17 protein-coding genes and 1 pseudogene are annotated in these 21,552 nt (G+C 54.0%); 12 read left to right on the forward strand and 6 right to left on the reverse strand.

Annotated features, from left to right (window positions below; translation table 11 throughout):
- Positions 1-1,005: 1,005 nt before the first annotated feature.
- The 3 genes from SH139x_RS05100 (at position 1,006) to SH139x_RS05110 (ending at position 7,179) form a co-directional block, all read left to right on the forward strand.
- Entirely contained in the window at positions 1,006-3,369 is a 2,364-nt protein-coding gene (locus tag SH139x_RS05100) for an efflux RND transporter permease subunit (RefSeq protein ID WP_488354208.1), read from the forward strand.
- A 41-nt stretch (positions 3,370-3,410) separates the two neighbouring features.
- On the forward strand, positions 3,411-4,463 hold the full coding sequence (locus tag SH139x_RS05105) for a hypothetical protein (protein ID WP_488354209.1): 1,053 nt from the start codon (positions 3,411-3,413) through the stop codon (positions 4,461-4,463).
- A gap of 592 nt (positions 4,464-5,055) precedes the next feature.
- Positions 5,056-7,179 carry a hypothetical protein gene (locus SH139x_RS05110; RefSeq protein WP_488354210.1) on the forward strand — a complete coding sequence of 708 codons (2,124 nt, stop codon included), beginning with the start codon at positions 5,056-5,058 and terminating at the stop codon, positions 7,177-7,179.
- A 159-nt stretch (positions 7,180-7,338) separates the two neighbouring features.
- On the opposite strand, the pseudogene SH139x_RS05115 reads toward SH139x_RS05110, so the two are convergent.
- Positions 7,339-7,743 (reverse strand): annotated as a pseudogene (locus SH139x_RS05115) (ATP-dependent zinc protease family protein).
- 291 nt (positions 7,744-8,034) lie between these two features.
- Here SH139x_RS05115 and SH139x_RS05120 point away from each other — a divergent pair.
- Positions 8,035-9,252 carry a RimK family alpha-L-glutamate ligase gene (locus SH139x_RS05120; protein WP_488354211.1) on the forward strand — a complete coding sequence of 406 codons (1,218 nt, stop codon included), beginning with the start codon at positions 8,035-8,037 and terminating at the stop codon, positions 9,250-9,252.
- Complete coding sequence (locus SH139x_RS05125; RefSeq protein WP_488354212.1) at positions 9,249-10,364, forward strand: succinylglutamate desuccinylase/aspartoacylase family protein; 1,116 nt, start codon at positions 9,249-9,251, stop codon at positions 10,362-10,364. The genes SH139x_RS05120 and SH139x_RS05125 overlap by 4 nt, the downstream gene beginning before the upstream one ends.
- Here SH139x_RS05125 and SH139x_RS05130 read toward each other — a convergent pair.
- Positions 10,350-10,838, reverse strand: a complete 489-nt coding sequence (locus tag SH139x_RS05130; RefSeq protein ID WP_488354213.1) for a CorA family divalent cation transporter — start codon at positions 10,836-10,838, stop codon at positions 10,350-10,352. The genes SH139x_RS05125 and SH139x_RS05130 overlap by 15 nt on opposite strands.
- A 234-nt stretch (positions 10,839-11,072) precedes the next feature.
- Here SH139x_RS05130 and SH139x_RS05135 point away from each other — a divergent pair, with 234 nt between their 5' ends.
- The 4 genes from SH139x_RS05135 to SH139x_RS05150 all read left to right on the forward strand — a co-directional run bounded on the left by SH139x_RS05135 (position 11,073) and on the right by SH139x_RS05150 (position 14,449).
- Complete coding sequence (locus SH139x_RS05135) at positions 11,073-11,315, forward strand: ferredoxin reductase domain-containing protein (RefSeq protein ID WP_488354214.1); 243 nt, start codon at positions 11,073-11,075, stop codon at positions 11,313-11,315.
- Positions 11,305-11,469: a hypothetical protein gene (locus tag SH139x_RS05140; RefSeq protein ID WP_488354215.1), complete on the forward strand. Its 165-nt coding sequence runs from the start codon at positions 11,305-11,307 to the stop codon at positions 11,467-11,469. The genes SH139x_RS05135 and SH139x_RS05140 overlap by 11 nt, the downstream gene beginning before the upstream one ends.
- A gap of 955 nt (positions 11,470-12,424) precedes the next feature.
- Positions 12,425-13,984, forward strand: coding sequence for a glycoside hydrolase family protein (locus SH139x_RS05145; protein WP_488354216.1), 1,560 nt, complete (start codon positions 12,425-12,427; stop codon positions 13,982-13,984).
- A gap of 150 nt (positions 13,985-14,134) precedes the next feature.
- The gene (locus SH139x_RS05150) at positions 14,135-14,449 is read left to right on the forward strand and encodes a response regulator (protein ID WP_488354217.1); all 315 of its coding nucleotides are present in this window, start codon (positions 14,135-14,137) and stop codon (positions 14,447-14,449) included.
- Between the two features lie 189 nt (positions 14,450-14,638).
- Here SH139x_RS05150 and SH139x_RS05155 read toward each other — a convergent pair whose 3' ends face one another.
- Together SH139x_RS05155 and SH139x_RS05160 are read right to left on the reverse strand one after the other, a co-directional pair.
- Entirely contained in the window at positions 14,639-15,298 is a 660-nt protein-coding gene (locus SH139x_RS05155) for a response regulator (protein ID WP_488354218.1), read from the reverse strand.
- Positions 15,298-18,645 carry a chemotaxis protein CheB gene (locus tag SH139x_RS05160; protein WP_488354219.1) on the reverse strand — a complete coding sequence of 1,116 codons (3,348 nt, stop codon included), beginning with the start codon at positions 18,643-18,645 and terminating at the stop codon, positions 15,298-15,300. The genes SH139x_RS05155 and SH139x_RS05160 overlap by 1 nt, the downstream gene beginning before the upstream one ends.
- Before the next feature lie 351 nt (positions 18,646-18,996).
- On the opposite strand from SH139x_RS05160, the gene SH139x_RS05165 reads away from it, so the two are divergent.
- Positions 18,997-19,230: a hypothetical protein gene (locus SH139x_RS05165; RefSeq protein WP_488354220.1), complete on the forward strand. Its 234-nt coding sequence runs from the start codon at positions 18,997-18,999 to the stop codon at positions 19,228-19,230.
- A 63-nt stretch (positions 19,231-19,293) separates the two neighbouring features.
- Here SH139x_RS05165 and SH139x_RS05170 read toward each other — a convergent pair whose 3' ends face one another.
- Together SH139x_RS05170 and SH139x_RS05175 are read right to left on the reverse strand one after the other, a co-directional pair.
- Positions 19,294-20,073 carry a Dps family protein gene (locus tag SH139x_RS05170; protein ID WP_488354221.1) on the reverse strand — a complete coding sequence of 260 codons (780 nt, stop codon included), beginning with the start codon at positions 20,071-20,073 and terminating at the stop codon, positions 19,294-19,296.
- A gap of 11 nt (positions 20,074-20,084) precedes the next feature.
- Positions 20,085-20,252, reverse strand: a complete 168-nt coding sequence (locus tag SH139x_RS05175) for a hypothetical protein (RefSeq protein WP_488354222.1) — start codon at positions 20,250-20,252, stop codon at positions 20,085-20,087.
- A gap of 230 nt (positions 20,253-20,482) precedes the next feature.
- Here SH139x_RS05175 and SH139x_RS05180 point away from each other — a divergent pair, with 230 nt between their 5' ends.
- Both SH139x_RS05180 and SH139x_RS05185 read left to right on the forward strand, forming a co-directional pair.
- Positions 20,483-20,869: a hypothetical protein gene (locus tag SH139x_RS05180; RefSeq protein WP_488354223.1), complete on the forward strand. Its 387-nt coding sequence runs from the start codon at positions 20,483-20,485 to the stop codon at positions 20,867-20,869.
- Between the two features lie 124 nt (positions 20,870-20,993).
- Complete coding sequence (locus tag SH139x_RS05185) at positions 20,994-21,512, forward strand: hypothetical protein (protein WP_488354224.1); 519 nt, start codon at positions 20,994-20,996, stop codon at positions 21,510-21,512.
- Positions 21,513-21,552 lie beyond the last annotated feature (40 nt).

The following is a 21,552-nucleotide window of genomic DNA, read 5'->3' on the forward strand; positions in this document are numbered from 1 at the left end:
ATAATTTCAATCGACGGAGTGCAGGAAAGCCCGGTTCGTAATATGGCCAACCGCTCCACGTTCGGATACTTATACTCGCCGATGCGCAGCTTTCAGATAGTTTTGTAAGCGACCGCCGAGCGTTCGCTGCATTTTCTTCCGACCGCGAAGCGTTCGGCGACTTTAACTGGAGAACAATAGAATGGAATCCCCGATCTCGACCTTGTCTAAAAACTCGCAATTGCGTCGTTTGGCCGGCATCAGCTATGGATTCGGTAACCAGCTCCTGTTTCTAGTTACTGTCTGGTTTCTATTTTGGTTTCTTCGCGACGGGGCAATCAGCCAATCCCATGGAAATTGGGTCTTGCGCGACTGCGGGCTGGCAATCATCTTTGCCGTTTCGCATAGCGTCATGCTTGTCCCCAAGACTCGCAAGTATTTGACACGTTGGATTCCGCAAGCTTTTTACGACAGCACGTTTTGCGTTGTCACTTGCGTTAGCCTGTTGGCATTGTTTTTCGGATGGCGAAGTAGCGAAACGGTGCTCTGGGAAGCCGGTGGACATGCACGGTCGATCGTTCACCTGTGCTTCTATGCGTGCTGGGCTGCATTGCTTTATTCGCTTGCGCTGACCGGACTGGGCTACCAAAACGGATGGACTCCATTTTATTATTGGCTACAAAACCAAAAGCCGCCGCGACGGGAGTTCAACCCTCGTGGGGCTTACAAGCTGATCCGACACCCTGTGTACCTTAGCTTTCTCGGACTGGTCTGGTTTACGCCAACGATGACGCTCGACCACGCCGCACTCACCGCAATCTGGACCAGCTACATATTCTATGGCAGCTTTCTTAAAGACCGTCGACTCGAACATTTCATTGGGGAACCGTACAGAGCCTACGAGCGATCTGTTCGGGGATATCCGCTTGTCGCTTTTGGTCCGCTCGCGAGAAAGCCGCACATCGCAGAGCCAACGACGAGTTCGTCAGAACCTCTTGCGCATGTTGAAAGACCTCGGGTTGCTGCATGAATAAGACCATGAACCAGCGAAGGTTCAAGATTATTCTGGTTTACCTGCTGCTGCTTTCGCCATGGATTGGTATTGGAGCGATTGCTGCACTCCAGCCAGTCGCGAACTCTCCGCTGGACTGGGTTGATGCCAACTTTGCCCCACGGGCCGACTACGATGCGTTCAGCGAGCGTTTCGGATCGGCTGATGTAGTCTTCATCAGTTGGCCTGGCTGCACGATTGAGAACTCAAGCCTTGATCTCTTCTGCAAATCGCTGCGAAAGTCATCGTGTTTCTTTGACGCTGAACACTGGCTGTTCCATCGCGTCGTCTCGGGGCGTGAACTCCATCAAGCCTTTTCCGGACCCGTACTGGGATTGAGCGATCAACAGGCCCGCCAGCGACTTGCCGGATCGTTACTTGGTCCAGACAATTCCACCACCGCGGTCGTGATTGCGTTCAACGACGAAGGGCTGCGCCAACGGACGCGATTGGTCCCGCTGATTCGTGCTGCTGCGTCGAAGTACGCTGGAGCAGAGTACACTCAGCAGCACTTGGCCGGTCCAATCATGGACGGTTACGCCGTTGACCGAGCAAGCGAAGTCACGATGAGTCGTTTTGCACCGATGTCGTCAATCATTGTGCTGTGCGTCTGTATTGTTTGTCTCGAATCAATCTACGCCGCTGTTCTCGTGTTTGCCATGTCATGTGTCAGCCAAGTGATCGCACTGGCAATTTTGCATCACGGCGGCGGCGAGATGACTGCACTGATGATCGTGTTGCCCCCGCTGATCCAGGTACTTGCCATTGCAGGCGGGATTCACATAGTCAATTACACCATCGATGCCGCCAGGGAAACGGGCCATCAGTCCGCTGTTGCGAAAGCAATTCAGATTGGATGGCTGCCGTGTGTCCTCTCTTCGGCCACCACGGCGATCGGTCTCGGGTCACTCGCCGTTAGTGGCCTAGCTGCTGTGCGGGAGTTCGGCATTTTCGCAGCGATGGGCGTGCTGACAACTGTCGGAGTTCTGCTCGTCTTGTTGCCCGGCTTCTTGAACGTGGCCGAACGCTCCGTGGTCGGATCCCCCAAGAACCCCAGGCCCCAGAAAATAGCAGCCTTGTGGACTGCACTCATGAAGCTGCAATCCAAATACGCAACGCTCGTCTGCATTTTCACAGCGATTGGAATCACGGTGCTGGGAATTGGTGTCAGTCGTTTACAGGCCAGCGTTCGCATCGAAACCTTGTTCGGCAAAGACAGTCGCTTATGGGCCGACTATGCTTGGCTGGAAACACACGTCGGGCCACTCGTCCCCATCGAAGCAGTTGTTACCATTCCAGAGTCGTCGCGGATTGAAGTGGGGCAGCAATTCGTCTTGCTTCATCGACTAGAACAAAGGCTACGCGAATCACCTCATGTGGCCGCCGTCACGTCATGCCTGGATTATCTTCCGCAGCCACCGGCTACATTGGAAGGGGAGGCGGCAGAGCGAGCTCTGGCAACCGGTGAAGCAGCTATTTCTCGAGCTGGCTATTTGTCTTGCGAAGGTGCTACCAAGCATTGGCGGCTGACAGCTCATGTCTCCGCGCTCGCCAATATTCACTATGGCGATACTTTACAGTCGATTCAAGATTCGATGACAGATCCGTCTGACCCGGATGATCTGCATCGCTACACGGTCAAACTTTCCGGGCTAATGCCGTTGGTGCATGAAATCCAAAGCCAATTGTTGCAAGACCTTTTTGCGAGCTTCTTAACCGCGTTCGTGTTGATTGGCGTCGTGATGACCATCGTGGAAGCCGGATTCTTGGCCGGAGTCTTGTCGATGATTCCCAATGTTTTCCCCGCATTGGCGCTCTTTGGATTCCTCGGTTGGATCGAGCATCCCGTCGACATCGGTTCAATCATGACTGCGAGCGTCGCGATGGGAATAGCGGTGGATGATACACTCCACTTTCTGACATTCTTCACCCGAAGAGTGAACCAGGGTGCAACGCGGATTGAAGCCGTTCACGCAGCCTACAGGCACTGCGGTCGCGCGATGATCCAAACGACTTTGATTTGCGGCGCGGGTCTTGCCATCTTCGCGATGAGCGACTTTGTTCCCACAGCACGCTTTGCTTGGATGATGGTCGCCTTACTCACTTGTGCCATCATTGGCGACCTGCTGATCCTTCCGGCAATCCTACTCAGTCCACTGGGTATCGTCTTTGAACCTCGGCAGTCGATGTCAGAAATAGTTTGCTTTGATGACCAAGTGAGCGGAAAAGCTTGTACAATCGATCAGAGTGGGTCAACACATTGCCCGCGTACGCCAAGCCAACCGATGTATCGGAACTTTAGCGTTAGTTTGATCGCCCCGATGAACTCGCCCCAATGAAAACGAAAAGCCATCTCATGCGCATGCGACGAAGAGATTTTGTGAATCGCTCTGCAAGCGTTGCCGCCGGTCTCGGAATTTCCGGACTCCTGGGTTCATCGGTTGACGGTGATGAAGTGCCGGCCGCAACGGCTTGGCCACTAGATGTTCGCTATCTTGAGAAGGGGCTCAACGCGTTGGCCCGCGCCCACCACATGAGTTCCATGGCTGGGCATCTCGGAGCGTCTCTGATCGCCGGTTACTACGTCGGCGTGCAACGTCCTGACTTGGATGACGAAGTTTGCAAGGGAATCCAAGATGACGTTGAGCGTGTCATTGGCGGCGAGTCCGTGTTTGGAAAGAAGATGTCGAGAAAATCGTCGCTTGACGATTCCGACCTATTCGAGGCGTTTCCGCGGCAGAGTGCCGACGCGACGTTGATCGAAGGCATCGCAGAAAGCCTGGAGGAGAGCGTCGACAAACCACGTCAATCCGGCCATAACGTCATTTTCGCGTCGCTAGCAATTCGAGCCTTGAAAGACCGTCCCGAATACGCAACCCCTGCGGTAGTCGAGGGAATCGTCAAACTAATAAATCTTTTCAGGAATGAGACACCCGGCAGCGGCTACTATGGCCAGGACAAAGGTCGAATTTATGGCCACAAGGTCTTGCTTCCAGATGACGACACCACACCACAATACGATGACATCGAAGGAATGGCACTCGCCGTGCTTGATGAGGCGATCGGCCAGGACCCAAAGATTCATCGTAGCGGTTACGGTGGGCTCGTTCACATCATTAACCATGCCGCCGCCATTGCCGACCTCGCGGACTTCGGCTATCCCGAGTTGGCTTCGAGAGCGGTCCAATCCCACCGCCAACACTTACGACTTTGGCAGACTCTGCCGAACGTTGCCAGCGAAAGGGGCCCGTTGCAGGTTTCAAAGTTCACACCACATAGCCCGTCATACTGGACCTCAGGTGGTGTTCCCTACGATCGTGCACTCCTGACCCACCGCGTGAAAACCATGTTCGGCTTTGGCGAACTAGCTGCAGTGGTTGAGGACGATGCGAAGGAGAACGCTGCGTACGATATGCTGCGATATATGATGTAGTGCGAGCGTCGCAATTCTATTGCATGCTTGGTATGTACTCTTAGGCAACAGAATCGTACCAGAGCCATCCGGACAAGCAGAGCCAATGACCAATGTTGTCCGCGACCCCTCTCACGCAGCAGAGTCAGCTGGAAGCCTAACGCCTCCCGGCTACTTCAAACTTGGAGTCCAACATGGCGATCGCTTATAGGTTTTCGTCGTTCAATTCGTCCAACAGTAACGCGCACTAGCGTGAAAACGACTCGATTGACAGTGGGGATTCGGTTTGGCCTTCAACTGCCTCAGCCAGCCCGTTGAACCCGCGTTCCCACTCGCAGGATTGCGTTGTTCGACCGCTGATTCTCCCAGTACGTTTCCGCTACCTCGTGGCTGCGGGTGAAGCAATCGATCGAGTGTCGGTATTGGGCGATTAAAACGTCGTGCATCAAGCTGGGGATCGTTCGATGATGTTCGAACTTCTTGCTGCGGTCGTAGGCTTCGGTGGAATCCGCTTACCTGCTCAGCTCGGCTTGCTAGAATACAGAGAAACATCTTCATAGTTCAATATTCCAAGCCAGGCAGCCAGCGCATGAAAACAGTTGAGGAATTGCGAGTGTCCAAGCGCTCAATCAAACCACCGATTCTTAGACGAGCGGTCAGCAGGTCATCCTGGCCTGCTCAGCTGCTAGCTCTGTTCGTCGTTGTCGTAACTCTGGTAAGCGTGTTGTTTCTCCAAGCTGGATTCTGCCAGGACATCGCGGGAATCAACGTAACGCCTCACAGTCAGTCCTCCGTGATGAGATGGAGGCGACCACCTTCGCCGGGACTGGCCGCACGCGTCGAGTTGTTTCTGCATAATGGCAGCAGTGTTCCGATTCACCTTCGCAAATCTGACCCGTTGCTGTTTGATAACAAGTCTCCTCAGGAACTCGTCGATTTGTCTTTGTGGGCGTGGCACGACAGCCCGCAATCCTGGCTGCAGGAAGGCGTCGAACTGCCACCTGATTGCCTGACCGTTGTTGCGTTCAATGGTCAGTCGGCGACCTGGGCCGCGGGTACTCAGCATACCGTGCAATTTGTTGAAGAAGGAACGAAACAAGTCTTGGCGTTGGATGCCCCGACAACCTGGCTGTCCGCTGTCACGTTTCTCGCCATTGAAACGGACGGTCATCCGACCGGGGCGGTCTATCCGCATCAAATTGTGGTCCACGTGCAACACACTGGAGCCAACTCTACTAAATTCAAGTCATTTCGATTGTGGCTGTCCGACGGTGGGAAAGATCCTCATGTCTTTCGCTTGGCGCATGAGCTTGATCAGTTGACTTGTTTTCCAATTGATGCAACGCTGCATGGTGATTCTCGCGGTGGCTTCGTCGTCAATTGCGATCCGCTTCCGCGGAGCTATGCGGTGGTTGAAGTGCAGATGGCATCCGGCGACGATGAGGTCGAATCGTTGTGGGGCTTCCTGAAAATCAAGCCCGAGGTATTCGACATCAGCGGTGGCTGGATCGCTTCGGACATCAATGGCCGCAATAGTTTGACCATCGACGAATATTTAAAGACGCTAAGCAGAATGCACGTCAACACGGGACAGATCGAGGAGGTGCCTGGCTACACCGACAACGAGGAACGCTACAGCAGATTTCCATTGAAACGCTTTAATCGAATGCAGGACCTGTCGCGTTACGATACGGAGGAACTGCTACCGACCATTCATGCGGTTGAATTTATCGGCGAGCCGCAATACGGCGGAGGGCGACCAATTCCGCCTCAGCAAGTTTGGAAATTGCTCGCTCCCTATCAAGCCAGTCGTCTACCGACGAGTGTCACGCTCAGCGATGAACGCACGTGGCGCCATTACGCCGGCTTATCGGACTATCCGCATTACGATGCATATCGCGTAATTGCCCCTGCAGCCGATTCGTGGACCAACTACGATCGCTGGGACGGTGAACGCATTCGCTGGGGAGCGCCGCTGGAAACGATCGGTGACATGACACGTAGCCTAAGGGAACTCAGTCGCCCGCGCCCGATTGCCTATTGGTCACAGGGGGCTCACGACGGCTGGGGAAGTTTATTCAGTTCGCGGCGCCGATCACCTACGCCTGACGAACTGCGGGCTCAGGCGTGGCATGGTCTGTCCAACCGCATCACTTCGCTGTATTGGTTCAATCTGAGTCTCAAATCACTTGTTAAGTTTCCGGATTTGATTGAGCCGATTTCGAGAGTGAATCGTGAAATTCGTCTGGTCGACGAGATCCTGCTTGCCGGTGACGCTTTCGAGCATCGACGGATTGAAAAGGATGGCAAACCGGACTGGGAGATCAACTCTGTGGTCGCACCCAACGCGGCTCTGCTGGTGATTCACGACGTTGGCTACCGCCCCGATCTGGACGACAAAACGTTTCATTTTCAAACCCGTAGAGCCGAGTTGCAATTCAACTTGCCCTCTTGGCTGAGCGACACTGTCAATGTCTTCGCCCTGGATGCAGATGGCGTTCACGATGTGGAGCATGCTATTCACGACGGGAAAGTCACGATACGAGACGACGTGCACGTTGCCGGCATTTATGTTATCGCACAGGCTTCCGAGCTTCGATCGCGCATCGCCGACGAACATGCAGCACTCATCCGACATGAACGTGAGCTCGGCTTCGACCCGGCGAACGACGAAGCGGACCTCGCACGATTAAGGTCAACGCTGAATAGCAATCCTTCAACAGACCAAGCCAAGTGATAAAAGAGTCTGGATCGAATCACGAACGCGACGATCTTGTGCGTCAATCGCAGCGTGCGCAGTTAGATTCCTATAACCTAGCGACTTGGGCTAACTGCCGAGGCACTTTTTTGGGTGTGGCCGTCGGCCATGGTGGGAGTTTCTTGCGTCTGCCACGAGTCATCGACGGAAGGCTTCTCGACCGAGCAACATGCGAAATCCCATTTCGTCGCGGTTGGCAAGCGATAGCTCAATGGACCCAATTGTGCCGATCAGCTTCACATGCGTAAGAATGACCGGACGCCGGGAAGCTCTTTCACTTGAGCTTCGGACTGACCGATGCTCGAGGAACTTTGCTTCGGTTCCGATGGTCTACTTGCTAGTCCGCTGAGAAGGATTGATTTTGAATCGAACCCAACTTTCATCATCGCGGGTAGATTCATCAATGTCGAACGCATGAAGCGACGAGGAGGACCGAGCGCCCGTTTCGACTTTCGCCTTCATCGCTTTTTCGTCCAAGTCTGGGAGGCCCACCGATTCTCGCCATCCAATCCATCGGAGGGTCGGCTGCTTTTTCGTTACCATGGAAATTTGTTTGGTTCATCGGACGCGCTGAAACGGCTTGAGTTCGCGCTGGGGAACAAATGCACCGAATCGTACCTGAATCCTTCTTGCCGCGTGGGGCTTTGCGTTCAAATCAAGTTTGACGAATACATGCGCTCTTATACGCGCCCTTTGTCCCTCCGATAGTGAAGTGGTAGATAACCGCAATGGCTGTTCGGGGCGCGTCAAAATCAGATACAATCTAAACCGTCTTCAAGCGTTTACGTACCTTGCGACCATGCACGCAGCGATCTTAGCCAATCCGGATAAAACATGAAACTTGGCATCCTCTCCACAGCCCCACGTTGCTACAGCACTCGCCGAATGGTTGATGCGGCGAAAGCTCGGGGCCACAAGACGTCTATCATCAACACGCTAAAGTGCTCGATCGACTTGCAATCGGGATTGCCTGACTTGTATTACAAGGGAAAACCCTTGAGTGTTTATGACGCTGTGATTCCGCGGATCGGAGCGAGCATCACGTATTTTGGTACTGCTGTTGTACGACAGCTCGAACAGATGAATGTGTTTGTGGCGAACAGTTCGGGAGGAATCTCGAACAGTCGCGACAAGCTGCGTAGCATGCAAATCCTTAGCCGACACCATATCGGTATGCCTCGTACCACGTTCGTTCGCGACAAAAGTGATGTGATTCCGGCGATTGAGCGAATCGGTGGCGCGCCGGTCATTATCAAACTGCTCGAAGGTACTCAGGGCGTTGGAGTCATCCTGGCCGATACGATCAAGGTTGCCGAAGCGATCATCGAGACGTTGCAAACGGCGAAACAAAACGTCCTTGTTCAGGGTTTCGTCGCGGAAAGTAAGGGACGCGACGTTCGTGCTTTCGTCATTGGCGATCAAGTCATCGGAGCGATGCGGCGAGTCGCTCAAGGCGATGAGTTTCGTAGCAACGTTCACCGTGGAGGACAAGTTGAGAAGGTCGAGCTTGATGACCAATATCGTGAAACCGCGATTCGCGCCGCACAGATTATGGGGCTGCGGATCGCGGGCGTTGATATGCTTGAAGGCAAGGATGGCCCGCAAGTGATGGAAGTCAACAGTTCACCGGGCCTGGAAGGCATCGAAGCGGCCACACAAATGGACATCGCCGGTGCGATCATCGACTATTGCGCCGCCCACACCGATTTTCCCGAGATGGACGTTCGGCAAAAGCTGACCGTTAGCAGGGGTTATACCGTGTCGGAATTGGTGATTCCCGAGGGCTCGCATTTCGTCGGCATGACCATCACGGAAGCGGCATTATCGGAGCAAGACATCAATGTCCTCACTCTCTACCGCGGCAAGACCGTGATCCCGAACCCGAAGGTCTCGCGAGTCCTTGAGCCGGGAGATCGTTTGCTCTGTTTTGGAAAGCAAGAGAATATGAAATCCATGGTTCCCAAGAAGACTCGCAAAAAACGTACTCCTGAGCCACAAAAGCTGGAAGCTGAGATGGTCGAGCACGCGACCGCCCAGCCCGTGTACTCATGAGCGGGGATGATAAAAATGAAAACTGGTTCGGCTGTGAGGTCGGACCAGGGGAGGCGGTCAATACCGAGTTGGTGATTTCGGAGAGCTATAGCAGTCGTGATGTAGTGATTCCAATTCGTGTTCGCCGGGCAAAGAAACCAGGACCGACCGTGTTTGTGACTGCAGCACTGCACGGCGACGAACTCAACGGCACCGGAGCGATCCGGAGCATGTTGTCGGATGGTTCGTGGGACCTCAGTGCGGGAACACTTTTAATGGTTCCGGTGCTCAACGTGTTGGGCTTTGAACGTCATTCGCGTTACCTGCCCGACCGTCGCGACCTGAACCGTTGCTTCCCAGGCAACAAAACCGGCAGCATGGCATCACGTTTGGCACAGGTGACCTTCGATTCGATCGTTCGACGGTGCGACTATGGTATCGACCTCCACACCGCAGCGGTTCGCCGCACGAACTTCCCCAATGCCCGCGCCGATCTGGACAATCCGATCTGTTTGAAGCTGGCCAAAGCGTTCGGCAGCGGCATCATCCTGCATGGCAAAGGCCCCAAGGGATCATTTCGTCGCGAAGCGACCGCAGCGGGATGCCCGACGATCGTGGTGGAGGGTGGTGAAGTCTGGAAGGTCGAATCGTCGGTCGCCGACTGCATGTTGCGAGGCGTCTTCAACGTCCTGAAAATGCTGGAAATGGTGGACGGCCCGGCCGATACTCCCGAGTACCAAGCGGTCATCCGGCAAACTAAATGGATTCGCGCCGAGCGGGGCGGGTTCATGTCGATGCACGTTGCACCCGGTGACAGCGTTTTTAAAGGGCAAACGATTGCATCAAACAGTAACCTGCTGACCGAAGAGCACAGCCGCTTAGAAGCACCGTTTTCGGGTATCGTGATTGGCATGACGACGTTGCCGGCAGTTCAACCAGGAGAGCCCGTAATCCACATCGGACGCATGGCGAATTCGCAGGTCGCGCGAAAGCGCGAAGAGCATGTGGCCACTGACGAGATTCAGCGGATGGCACTGCAGCACTTGGCGACCAACATCCAAGTTACCGAGCCCACTGAGACGGGTGATCCTGAAACGGTCAGACGATCAGGCAGCCCGTCAACAGCTGACTGATTCCGTCCTCATCGCGATGGTCGAATGTTTTGCCAGTGTGCCCAACTGCGAACGAATCACCCTCTCCGAGGAGATCGCTGCTGACCGATCGAGCAAGCTGACTGGCTTTGCGTCGCCGATCATTTGAGATCCTCTATCGTCGGCTGACAGATAGGTATTCATCAGGCCGGTCACCAATTCTCGATACATTTCGGCAACTTCGGACTTCTGAATGCAATGGTCGTACGTATCTCGCATGTAAACACCGACTTCTTCGGAGATTAAATTGTGATCACCTCGAACCAGTTCATTAATAGCTTCGCGTTGGGGCCAGATTGCTCGGCGCAGATTGATGAGTTGATTTTTTAACCGGTTCAGCTCGCCAAGGACTGCTGGCGACGGGTTGTCGATTACGGCACCTTCCAGTGATTCCAAGTGGTCGCCAACGATTTCCAGCACCGGATAGAGTTTCCTGTTCTGGAAGACTGCGGCCATCCTCGTAATTCACAAGCTTGTCGTTCAGAAAGCGTTTAAGTGTCGCTGACGCCTGGGAGGATCCCCCGCTAAATCGATCGGACACCGCCGCGACACTGCGATCAACCTGCAGTTGGTCGAGCAGTGTTTCCAGGTCCGACAAGTCTTCCACAAAAAACGGGAGTGACTTGGAATCTTTGTCAATGGCGGTCGTTGACAATTCCACCAGAAAATCATTGAGATGTTCGTGGATCTTTGGGCGAACCGTGGGGAGCGATCAAGTACCAAGGTCCTGGTGTCTTTATCGCAGGCGGGGCTGGTATTACTCCTTTCATTGCCATCGTCAGACAACTCGAGCAAGACAAAGAGTTTAACGGAAATCGCTTGTTTTTCAGCAATCGAAAAGTTAGCGACGTGTTTCTGCAAGGTGAGCTTTTTCGGTGTCTTGGCCATCGCGTCGTATGCACCCTAACCGGCGAAACGCACCGTGACTACTAGTCTGGGGGGGCGTCGCTGGCTGGCGTCACATGTCAGCGACTTTACGCAATCGTTCTATGTCTGCGGACCGCCGGCCATGGTCAACGAGATCAGCGACACGCTGAAAGAGCTGGGTGCAAAACCTGAAAGCATCGTCCTCGAAAAAAGCGAGTAAATCGACTACCGTTTATTTGGCCGCCAACTCCTTTTCATTAGAAACTTCAGAAATGCTTATTTTCAACATCGGCTGATTACTAATTAGGTTGATTATCGGCCTGGTAATCGTGCTGTTGATCGCCATATCTCATGGTCAAATCGCAATCAACTAAGCCGCGTTTAAACCACCACCCTCTAGGTCCGCAACCATTAAATTAAAGAAGGGTGTTGAATCATGAATACGGAAGAACAACTCGTTGACCTGATTCAAGATTTTGACAACCCCATGAGCGGCAAAAGATTGTGTGCCGCGAGGACAAGACTTGCGAGGGTGGTGATCGTGACAACGACGCCATTCACAAATCAGTAGATTGAGTTTGAGTGCTTTGAACATTTAGGCAAAAACTGGTAACCCGACGTTTCGACCTTAGCTGCTTGGCTGCGTTGGAGTGCTTCAATTTTCGAGGTCTTAGATGGATCCTCGAAGGTCAGCGTTCGAGATCGCCACGGAATCAACATGCCTGCAAAGGAATTCTTGAAAATGTCTTTGAAGGCAAAGCCTGTCGCGACTGAAAGCGAAGCTGATTACGCCAGTCAAGTCGACCGGCGGTCGCGATGCGGGCGTTGTGAGTGTGGGCGTGAGCCAATCCGGTGCCGCATCGAATCGGGGCCCGCCGATGCCTGAACCGGCTAATCGACACCGCACTCCCTCTTTGTTACCCTGTTCCCTGTGTGATCTCTCAGAACAGCTGGCGTCGCCTATCCCGAAACCCGTACGCGACTAATATTTAAGTGTTCGAAAACTGCTCAGCCATTGTGCGACTTGGTTGAAAAGGCGATTGGACAACGTCAAATCAGTAGCGTGCCGGTGGCCATTTCTGCTGATGATGAGTGTGGCGTTCAGTCGCTGGATTTCCAACGCAGATGCCAATTGACCACGCTGAACGATTTCCAATCACTCTAAGCCTTGCTCCATGTATACCGAAACCGCTGGTTCGCGAAAAACACTTGGTGATGTCGATGTGCTCTTCCACGATGGCCTCTATCACCTCTTCCACCTCGTCCTGCCTAACCACGACTTCATTGCTCACGCAGTCAGCAACAACTGCCTGTCATGGCGGCGAGTGGAAAATGCGTTATTTCTCGGACATCCCGGTTCGTGGGATGACTCGATGTTATGGACAATCCATGTCTCGTCTGACCCTTACAAGCTAGGCTCGTGGCGGATGTTTTACACGGGCCTATCGCGCCGGGATCACGGTCAGAAACAACGGATCGGCATGGCTTTCAGCGACGACTTGTACACGTGGGAGAAGTCACCGGTTCAATGGACCGACCGTCGATCAAGGCTTCCCTATGATCTGCCCGGCCGTCCAAAACAACCACCCTTCGGTTACGATCCCGAAAGCTGTTTTCCGCTCAGCCCGGACGGTCGATTCTATGAATCAGAAATCGATGAGGGGCGACACTGGCTATCTTGGCGTGACCCGTTTTATTTTCGCGAAGGTGACCGGGGCTGGCTGCTATGCGCTGGTCGAGTGAACCACGGACCGGTCGTTCGACGCGGATGTGTAGCGGTGATGGAAGAGACCGCACCGCACCATTTCGAGCCCCGCCGGCCCTTGCACCATCCGGGTCTCTACGACGACGTGGAGGTCCCCAACCTTTTCAAACTTGACGGTGAATACTATCTCGTCGGAAGCATGCGCGAAGATGCCAAGATCCGATATTGGCACACCAAGGATATTGGCAAGCCGTGGAAAAGCTACGCCGACAATGTGCTGTTGGCCGCCGGAAACTACGCGGGCCGGATCACAGAAGACGACAAAGGCATCCTGCTGTGGAGTTTTTTCACGCCAGGCGGTAGCGACCGCCTCACAAACAATTTAATGCCCCCGCCAAAACGCCTGGCACGATCCGAGTGCGGACACCTTCACGTGCAAACCTTTGAGGGGTTTGACGCGCTGGTGGAAGGAACGGCTGAGATCGGCAAGTTCCAGGCATTGAAGGAAGACCACGAAGACCACGTCGCAGTCGAACATGACGATTCTTTCCGTTTCCGATGCGAATGTGGCTTCCAGATTTATGCGATGCCTGAAACATTCGGTTGTTTTCGCTTGCGGGCCAAGCTGTCCATGCAAAGCGAGGGCAAGTGTGGTATCGCGTTCCGGCTCGACCGGGAAACTCAAGATGGGTATTACTTGTCACTCGACCTGTATAAAGGCGTCGCTCAATTGCGTTCATGGGGCAGTGGCCCGCATGGCAGTGGCGAAGACATGATGCAGTTCCGATCTCTGCAAGCCAATTATTGGGAAGTTGCAACACGCGGCGAGGTGGAATTGCAACTGGTCGCCTATGGCAGTTACCTCGAATTGTCCGTCGGCGGACGTGTGCTGCTGTCACTTGCCGACCAAACTTTCACGGAGGGCTGCCTCGGGTTCTGCGTTGAAAGCGCCACGATCAAAATCGAGCAATTGAGATTGGAGCATTTCACGCCGCCGACCCAGTCGGACGAACATTTAGCCAACGGCTAATGAAGTCTCAACAGCAACATCTTCAGGCTCTTCGTCTTGCAGCAACAGATTGGGCTGAACTAATTTCATCTTGTCGATGGAGGCGACTGGAGAACGCGCAAAGAACGTGCTTCCCTGCCCCAGTCCGCTGCCGCCACACTGCCGCGTGACATGCGTCTGGTCACCAGCCGCTTTCTTTCTCGCGCCGGTGTCGATGTCACGGAAGTCGTGGATGGCTCGGAAGTGCTTCGCGTCGTGAGACAGGCTGAGCAAGAAGGCAAACCGATCGGGTTGATTCTAATGGAAATGCAAATGCCCAATGTGGATGGTCGCGAGGCTACGCAGCGATTGCGCGACGAGGGCTATTCGATGCTCGTCATCGCATTGACTGCCGGTGCGACTGCCGACGAAGTTCAAGACGCACTCGCCGCCGGCTACACCGAGTTTGTCGCTAAGCCGGTCGATGCGCCGAATCTGATTCGCTGAGTCGCCAAGTTGCTGCACAGTTCTCAAAAGAATTAAATGCCCATCAGCGGCATACAGATTGCCGAGCATTGCCTCAAGCTGCGTCGACAACGGAGCCCCTGGCTTCTGCTCAAATCCCGACATCAGCAATGCTTTGACGAGTTCGTTCACACGATCATCTGAGATTGCGGAATCGCCGAAATACGAGACTCATGTGTTTTCGATCATCGAATGAAATGCTAAGCGGCTCAGTTCGGCTGCCGTGTCAACGTTGAGTTTGCGCTTGAGGTTTTCGCGGTGGGTGTCGATCGTGTGAGTGCTGAGCAGGAGTTGCTCGGCGATGGCACCGGTCGTTAAGCCTTCACCGATCAGCCGGAAAATCTCTTTCTCCCGATCGCTCAGGCGGGACATCGGATCTTGATCAACCGATGCGTTGCCGAGGGCCGATGCGACTAGGCGGGCCTGCAGGGCTTCGCTGATGAATCGTTCGCCTTTCAGGACCGTGCGAATCGCCTCGATCACCTTTTCGTTGGTTTCCTGTTTGTTGAGGTAGCCAAGCGCTCCGGCACGCATCGCGCGTTCGGCGTACAGCGATTCCTGGTACGCGGAAATCGCCAGGAACTTGACGCTCCGATTTCGACTTCGCACACGCTTGATCAAGTCGATGCCGTTGCCGGATCCCAGCGCGATGTCGACCAACACCAAGTCAGGGCATTGCTGAGTAATCAGTCTGAAACCTTCGTCTTCTGTCGCGGCCATACCGCAGATCTCCCATCCGGGTTGGGCTGTGATCCGCATCGACAATCCGTCTCGCATCATCGGGTGGTCGTCGACCAAGAAAATTCGTGATCGTTTTTGGAACTCCTTCATTATACTTTCCTTTTGGTTGTGATCGTGCATCGCACGATGGTTCCGTGGTTACTTCCCGGCGAAATCGATAGGATGCCGCCAATTACGTGAGCGCGGTACTCCATGATCTGCAAACCCCTGCCCTCCTTACCGTGACTTCGCAGAACGGCTTCGTCGACACCGACTCCATTGTCGCTGACTTCCAGTTCCGTTTGTCCGTCGTTGGTCGATAGCGAAATCTGAATGTCGGTGGCGTTTCCGTGCCGCAAGGCATTGTTGACGGATTCTTGGGCGATTCGATACAGGTGGGTGGCGATCTTGTTGCTCGCGATAGTCGATGAACCATGTTGAACGAAGCCGCAAGCAATCTTTCCAACCACGGTCGTCGCGCCAGCCAGTTCGGTCAGCGCCGATTGCAGCCCCTCGGCGTCGATCTGAACCGGCATGATGCCGTGCGAAAGTGACTGCACATGTTGGTTGGCTTTTTTCAATCCTTGCACCAGCTTGGCAGACGTTTGCACGCACCGCACTAGTTCGTCGTGTCTGAACGAGATCGGACTATCGTCGTCGCCCATCGCCTGCAATTTCTGGGCGAAAAAGTCTTCGATGGTGCCGGCGATCAGCGACAATCCCGTCAGTTCCTGTTGCGTACCGTCGTGCAACTCCTGTCCGATCCGTTGCTGTTCAGTGGATGCGATTTCCAGGATGTGGTCCTTGATCTCTTTGAGCGATCGTTCCAACTTCAGCCGATCGGTAAGGTCCACGAACGTGATGACCACTCCGGAAACGTGATCGCGATTGGAGCGGTAGGGAAGAATGCGAAGCAGGTAGAGTCGCGAGTTTTGGTCGACAATCTCGCGTTGAATGGATGCAGAACCTGCGAGCACTTTCTGGCAATCGCTCCGGAGTTCGCCGTCGTCGAAACGCGGCGTGATGTCGCCCAAGGGACGCCCCAAGTCGGTCAAGCGTAGATTGAAAAGCCCCAACGTCGGTGGTGTGAACCGCTGGATGTGCAGGTCGTTGTCCAGAAACAAAGTCGCGATCTCGGTGCTGGCAATCAGGTTCAAAATGTCATTGTTGGCGACGTCCAACTCGTTTACTTTTTCGAGCAATTCATGGTTCACCGTACTGAGTTCTTCGTTGAGCGATTGCAATTCCTCTTTCGACGTTTCGAGTTCTTCGTTGGCCGACTGAAGCTCCTCGTTCATCGACATGATTTCCTCATTGGACGTCTTCAGGTCTTCGTTGGCTCCTTCGAGTTCCGCGATCACGCTGCCCAGTTCTTCGCTGTTGGTTTGAAGCTCTTGCTCCATTTGGCGAAGGTAGTTGTGTTCGATTTCTTGTTGTTCTTGATCGCGGCAGGGATTGGTGGCTTTAGATCGAAGGCGATGGAGCAGCCTGCCGACCAATCCTTGCTGCCGCATCGTGTTGTTGGGATTCCTGCCCCGCGACGGCTTATCGATAAAGCTCACTAAAAGGAGCGTTTCCGCTGCGCTCGGCAGATCCACCACATGGACTTGGATGCCACAATGGATCGTATTTTCACCTCGTTGAATCTCGGTCACAAAATCTGCTTCAGTTTTGTCGGCGATGCACTTTTGACAAGCGAACCGCAGTTTGGTTCGTAAGCCAGGACGGCACATCGCCAACAAGTTTTGCGTCAATTCACCAGTGGGGAATTCAAGGTAGTCGACCACCGGGCCGGTAACGTAAAGCACTTCGTAACGGCGGTTGATCAACACTGTTGCCGGCGCGTAGTGGGTGGTCAGCGACTTCTCGACGAGGGACTTGTACACCTGACGCAATGGAACTCTCGTTGGTGCGTTCGCTTGGACGGTTTGGGATGCATTCGCTATGTGGATCGGAAAAGAAATCAAACTGCGACGGCTCGTCGGCAACTTTTGAAAGATCCGCCATTTCTTCGAGATCGGTTTGAAGAGGTTACTGGCGAGACCAAGCGATTCCGCCGGTCCCAACACGAGCAAGCCATCATCGGCCAAGGCGAAATGAAAGAGCGATAGAACCCGCTGCTGCATTTCAGGCTCGAGGTAGATCAGCAGGTTTCGGCAGGAGATCAGGTCCAGTTTGGAAAAGGGCGGATCCTTGATGACGTTTTGCCGCGAGAAGACGATGGCGTTACGCAGTTGCTTGCCGATTTCATAATGACCGTCTTCGGGTTTTGTAAAGAATCGTTGCAATCGGTCTTCGGAGACGTCAGCCGAGATACTAATTGGGTAAATGCCCGTGCGAGCGATCGCGATTGCCGCGTCATCCACATCACTTGCGAACAACTGGATGGGCTTGCTAGTCGATGGTTGCTTGAGCTGAACTTTGTCGCGATCGTCGAGGCCTTCCATAAGTAGCATGGCGAGCGAGTACGCTTCCTCGCCTGTCGCACAACCGGGCACCCAAACGCGAAACGGAAAACGATCAGCATTACGCGCCTCGAGATCAGTTCGAAGTTTCTTTGACAGCGCTTCGTAGGTTTCGGGGTCACGAAAGAAAGCCGTCACGCTGATCAACAGGTCACGATAGAGTGCCGTGATTTCTGTCGAGTCATCCTTTAAACGTTGAATGTATCGCTCGAATGTTTCCAACTGATGCAATCCCATCCGGCGTTGAATCCGCCGCAACACCATGCTTTCGCGATAGCAGCGGAAATCGAATTGAGTGTGCTTACGAAGGATCTCCAAAATCGCATCCAGTTGTCCGTCTTCGGCGTGAATCTCCTGCGTTACCGACGTGACGGCGTTGAGATAGGGTTGCCGCATGTACCGCACGACTGTCTTGGCCATTTCGGCCGGCGGCAGCACGTAGTCGCTCAAGCCTTCGCGGATTACGCTGGCCGGCATGCTGTCAAATTCGGCGGTCGATGGTTCTTGAGCGATTGCCATGCCGCCGGCGAGTTTGATGTCTCGGATGCCGAGCGTACCGTGGCTACCGGTTCCCGACAGGACGATGCCAATCGAGTGTTCGCCTTGGTCCTTGGCCAGCGATCGTAGAAATATGTCGATCGCGGTTTCGCGAATTTCCGGATCGGTTGGTTCGTTCAATTGAAACGCACCGTCGCGAATCGTCAAATAAAGCTTCGAGGGAATCACATAGACATGGTTGGCCTCGGGGACCATTGAATCGGTCGCCTCGACCATCGGCAATACGCAATCCCTTGAAAGGATCGCGACCATTTGGCTTCCTTGTTTAGGGTCCAGATGCGGGACCAAGACGAACGCGATCCCACAATTGGGCGTGATTTCCCGGAGAAGTTGCTTCATCGCCGTCAGGCCACCTGCGGATGCAACGACGCCGACGATCGGGAATCGCGTTGGAGGTGTGGGCCGGAGCGGTTTTGGAGGCAATTCCGTCGTCATGCAAGGATCAACCCATCGAAAAGTTGGGGCCGTCGGTAGCCGAAGTCGCCAGACTTGGGATCACGATATGCCAGTCGTCTTGTTTCAGTGTAGCAGTTCACGCCATCCCGCAGATCGCTCCGACTAGACGATTGGTTGAATCCGCCATGCCAGAATCAGACTCCCAACCGATACGTGCTCGATTTCTCGCCGATCGAAAGCTTCCGTTCGAACGCCTCGGTCTTCTGCTTGGCAAACTCTTCATTCCAACCATATACCTCGACGAGTTCGGCGATGAGCCGCTTGGGCTGCCCGTTAATTCTAACAATGTCCGGCTGACTTAACTTTCCAAACGTTTTCAGAAGTCCTGCGTTGAAAACTGATTTCGCTTCGCGTGCGTTATGTCCAAACATTCCTGATTCCTCTTTTAGAAAAGTTGACGGAAAAGGCATTTCACGAACCAAGCTTGGCGCAGCTGTCCGGTATGAAGACGATCGGCGCGATCTTGTTTGGTTCATCCTCTTTGAACTTGATTTGTTCGCGATTGAACTTGACGGCTTCGCAACTGAATCTGAATTGATCCCTTCGCCGAAAGAGCCGTTTTAGATTGGGCTACCTTCCCACGGACCATGTGAAGCAACCTTTGCTCGAGTGGTGATTGACGCTATTTCATTCAATGTGAGCGTGAGCACCGACGAGGTGCTGCGAGACGAACCAGACTTGCAGTTCGTTGCCGCGGATGACTTCGCTGACCAACATGTCATTGGTACCGTCGTCACCGACTTCGTTCGCTTGGCGGGCCATCGAGCGGGCGGCTTGAAGCGTGATCTCGTGAGCCTGAAGAAGCCGAGTCAACTGCGATTCGGGACACTCGCGGTCTTTCGGTGGTTGAGGGATTGTCGTGTTGTCGACGACGTCCTGTGCCATCGCGATGCTGATTCCCCCGAGCATCATGATGCGTTCGGCGATTGTGTCGACGAGTTCGGCCTGCGTCGCGTAATGTTTGTCGTACAACAGATGCAATTGATAAAACATCGGCCCCGACACCTGCCAGTGATGTTTCTTGTACATGTCCCGCAGCGTCATCGTGTCGGCGAGCAACTGGTTCAGGTTGTCAACGGTCTGTTGACGGGCGGATTCATGCAAAGCCAGCGGCATCGGGATTAAATGGCCGAACGCCTGAATGCTGCGGGCATTTCGAGTCATGATGGCGGTGGCTTGACTGACATAGCCATGGGTTTCATTCATAGTGATCAAGATTCCCTTGAATCGAGGGGTGGTGTTATGGGTAGTGGTGGTTTCGGTTGGAGCGAGCAAGTTTCCGCCTTCGTTCTCCCAGCGTTCGATAGCGTCTCGTGCATTGACTTGCCGGCAGGCGGACGCTCGCTCGCCGACCGCGATCGTTTCGAGCTGCTCGTCGGTAAGATTAGTGATGGTCGCAAACGACATGGATTCGGTTCTTAAGCATTCGTGCAGAGGCAATCGACGAGATGTTCGTCGGTGCGGTAGTCCTTGCCGACGATCGAGAGCTTCTTCATGTCGAAGCCGCTCTTTGGCAACTCCCGTTCGGACTCTTCGGCAATGGTGTTCCTTCGTGATGGGCTTGCACCATGGTATCGCGAAGTCATTGATCTGCCTCATTGTCCGAGAACCTAACGGCATCGAGTATCGAGGCATCGCCGAAAGCAGTCTGGCGGATTCAACCATCAACACCAGTCGCTTTGGTCTTGGTCAAATCCACCAGGGAGTTTTCAGACTTTGAACGATTCCGAATCGAGACGCTCAACTGTAGATTTCAAGAGCAGGACCAACTTCGGCGCTGCGACCGGAAACCCACTCTGTTTGGAAGATTCGGAAGATGAGCAATAAAATTTGGATCATCGCGGCGGTTGTCGCGACATCGAGCCTTCTGCTTGACACGAACGAAGCCGAAGCTCAAGGCCGCAGCCACTACCGATACATTGGCGGCAACTACACACAAACGTCGCAGTACGTCAACTATCCCGTGAACCGCGTCTACATGGTCGCCAGCCCTGGATACCGCGTTGCGACTATCGGCTCATATCCAAGCTACTCGGTTGGCTTCGGAAACTACAACGGCTATGGCTATGGCTATGGCTACCCACGCCAGTCCGGCTACCGTAGCGGCTATCGCGGCTACAGCTATCCATCACGGAGGGGCTTGAGTATCGGAATCGGCGTCGGTGGCTTCGCTAATCGTGGCTACCGTGACTTTGGATATTAGGCACATCTGCACAACGCGGATAGGCAAGCCGGTGCGTTGACCAGAATTGCATTTGCGATGAGTCCCGTCGCAAGTTCTGTTTCGACTGCCAAGGGAAGCAAAAATCAACAACGCGTGGAATTTCATGAGCAATCAAATTGAGCAGAACGTGCGACCTTTACCGTTCGAACCCGATGCGCATGTGGTGTCACGACGTTTCCGAACTGGCGTGCGAATAATGCTCGCGTTGTCCCTGATCGTAACCATTGTATGTATCTTCTTCTTTCGCGAAGCAGCGTACTTGGCGGCGATTCCAATTCCTGTGCTGTACGCCGTGCTGGCGTTCTCAAACTACCTTGAAGTGCGCTCGCGGGCATCCAGCCTGCGATCGCCGAACCAAAAGAGGATCACTATCGAGGAACTGGAAATGGACATCGAAACGGTCGGCATCGTCACATTGATGAAAGTGATCGGAGTCCTCGCAATAGGGACCTTCATCATCGCGGCGTCATTTTTTAATTGGCCGATGGTTGGCGTGGTGGCGGCCACATTGCTGTGCATTGCAATTCTGATCCAGACTCCGTTCCTGCCGCTCTACTTCAGCGAGTCTGAACGCGATGAGCTCGCCAAACTGAAGCACGAGCGGAACCACAGCCGTCGTTGACTCTCATAAGCCCGACTCAAAATCCAAACTTCTGTTTCGT

Source organism: Kothea flammea, from assembly GCF_052161645.1.
Classification (GTDB): domain Bacteria; phylum Planctomycetota; class Planctomycetia; order Pirellulales; family Pirellulaceae; genus Laterigemmans.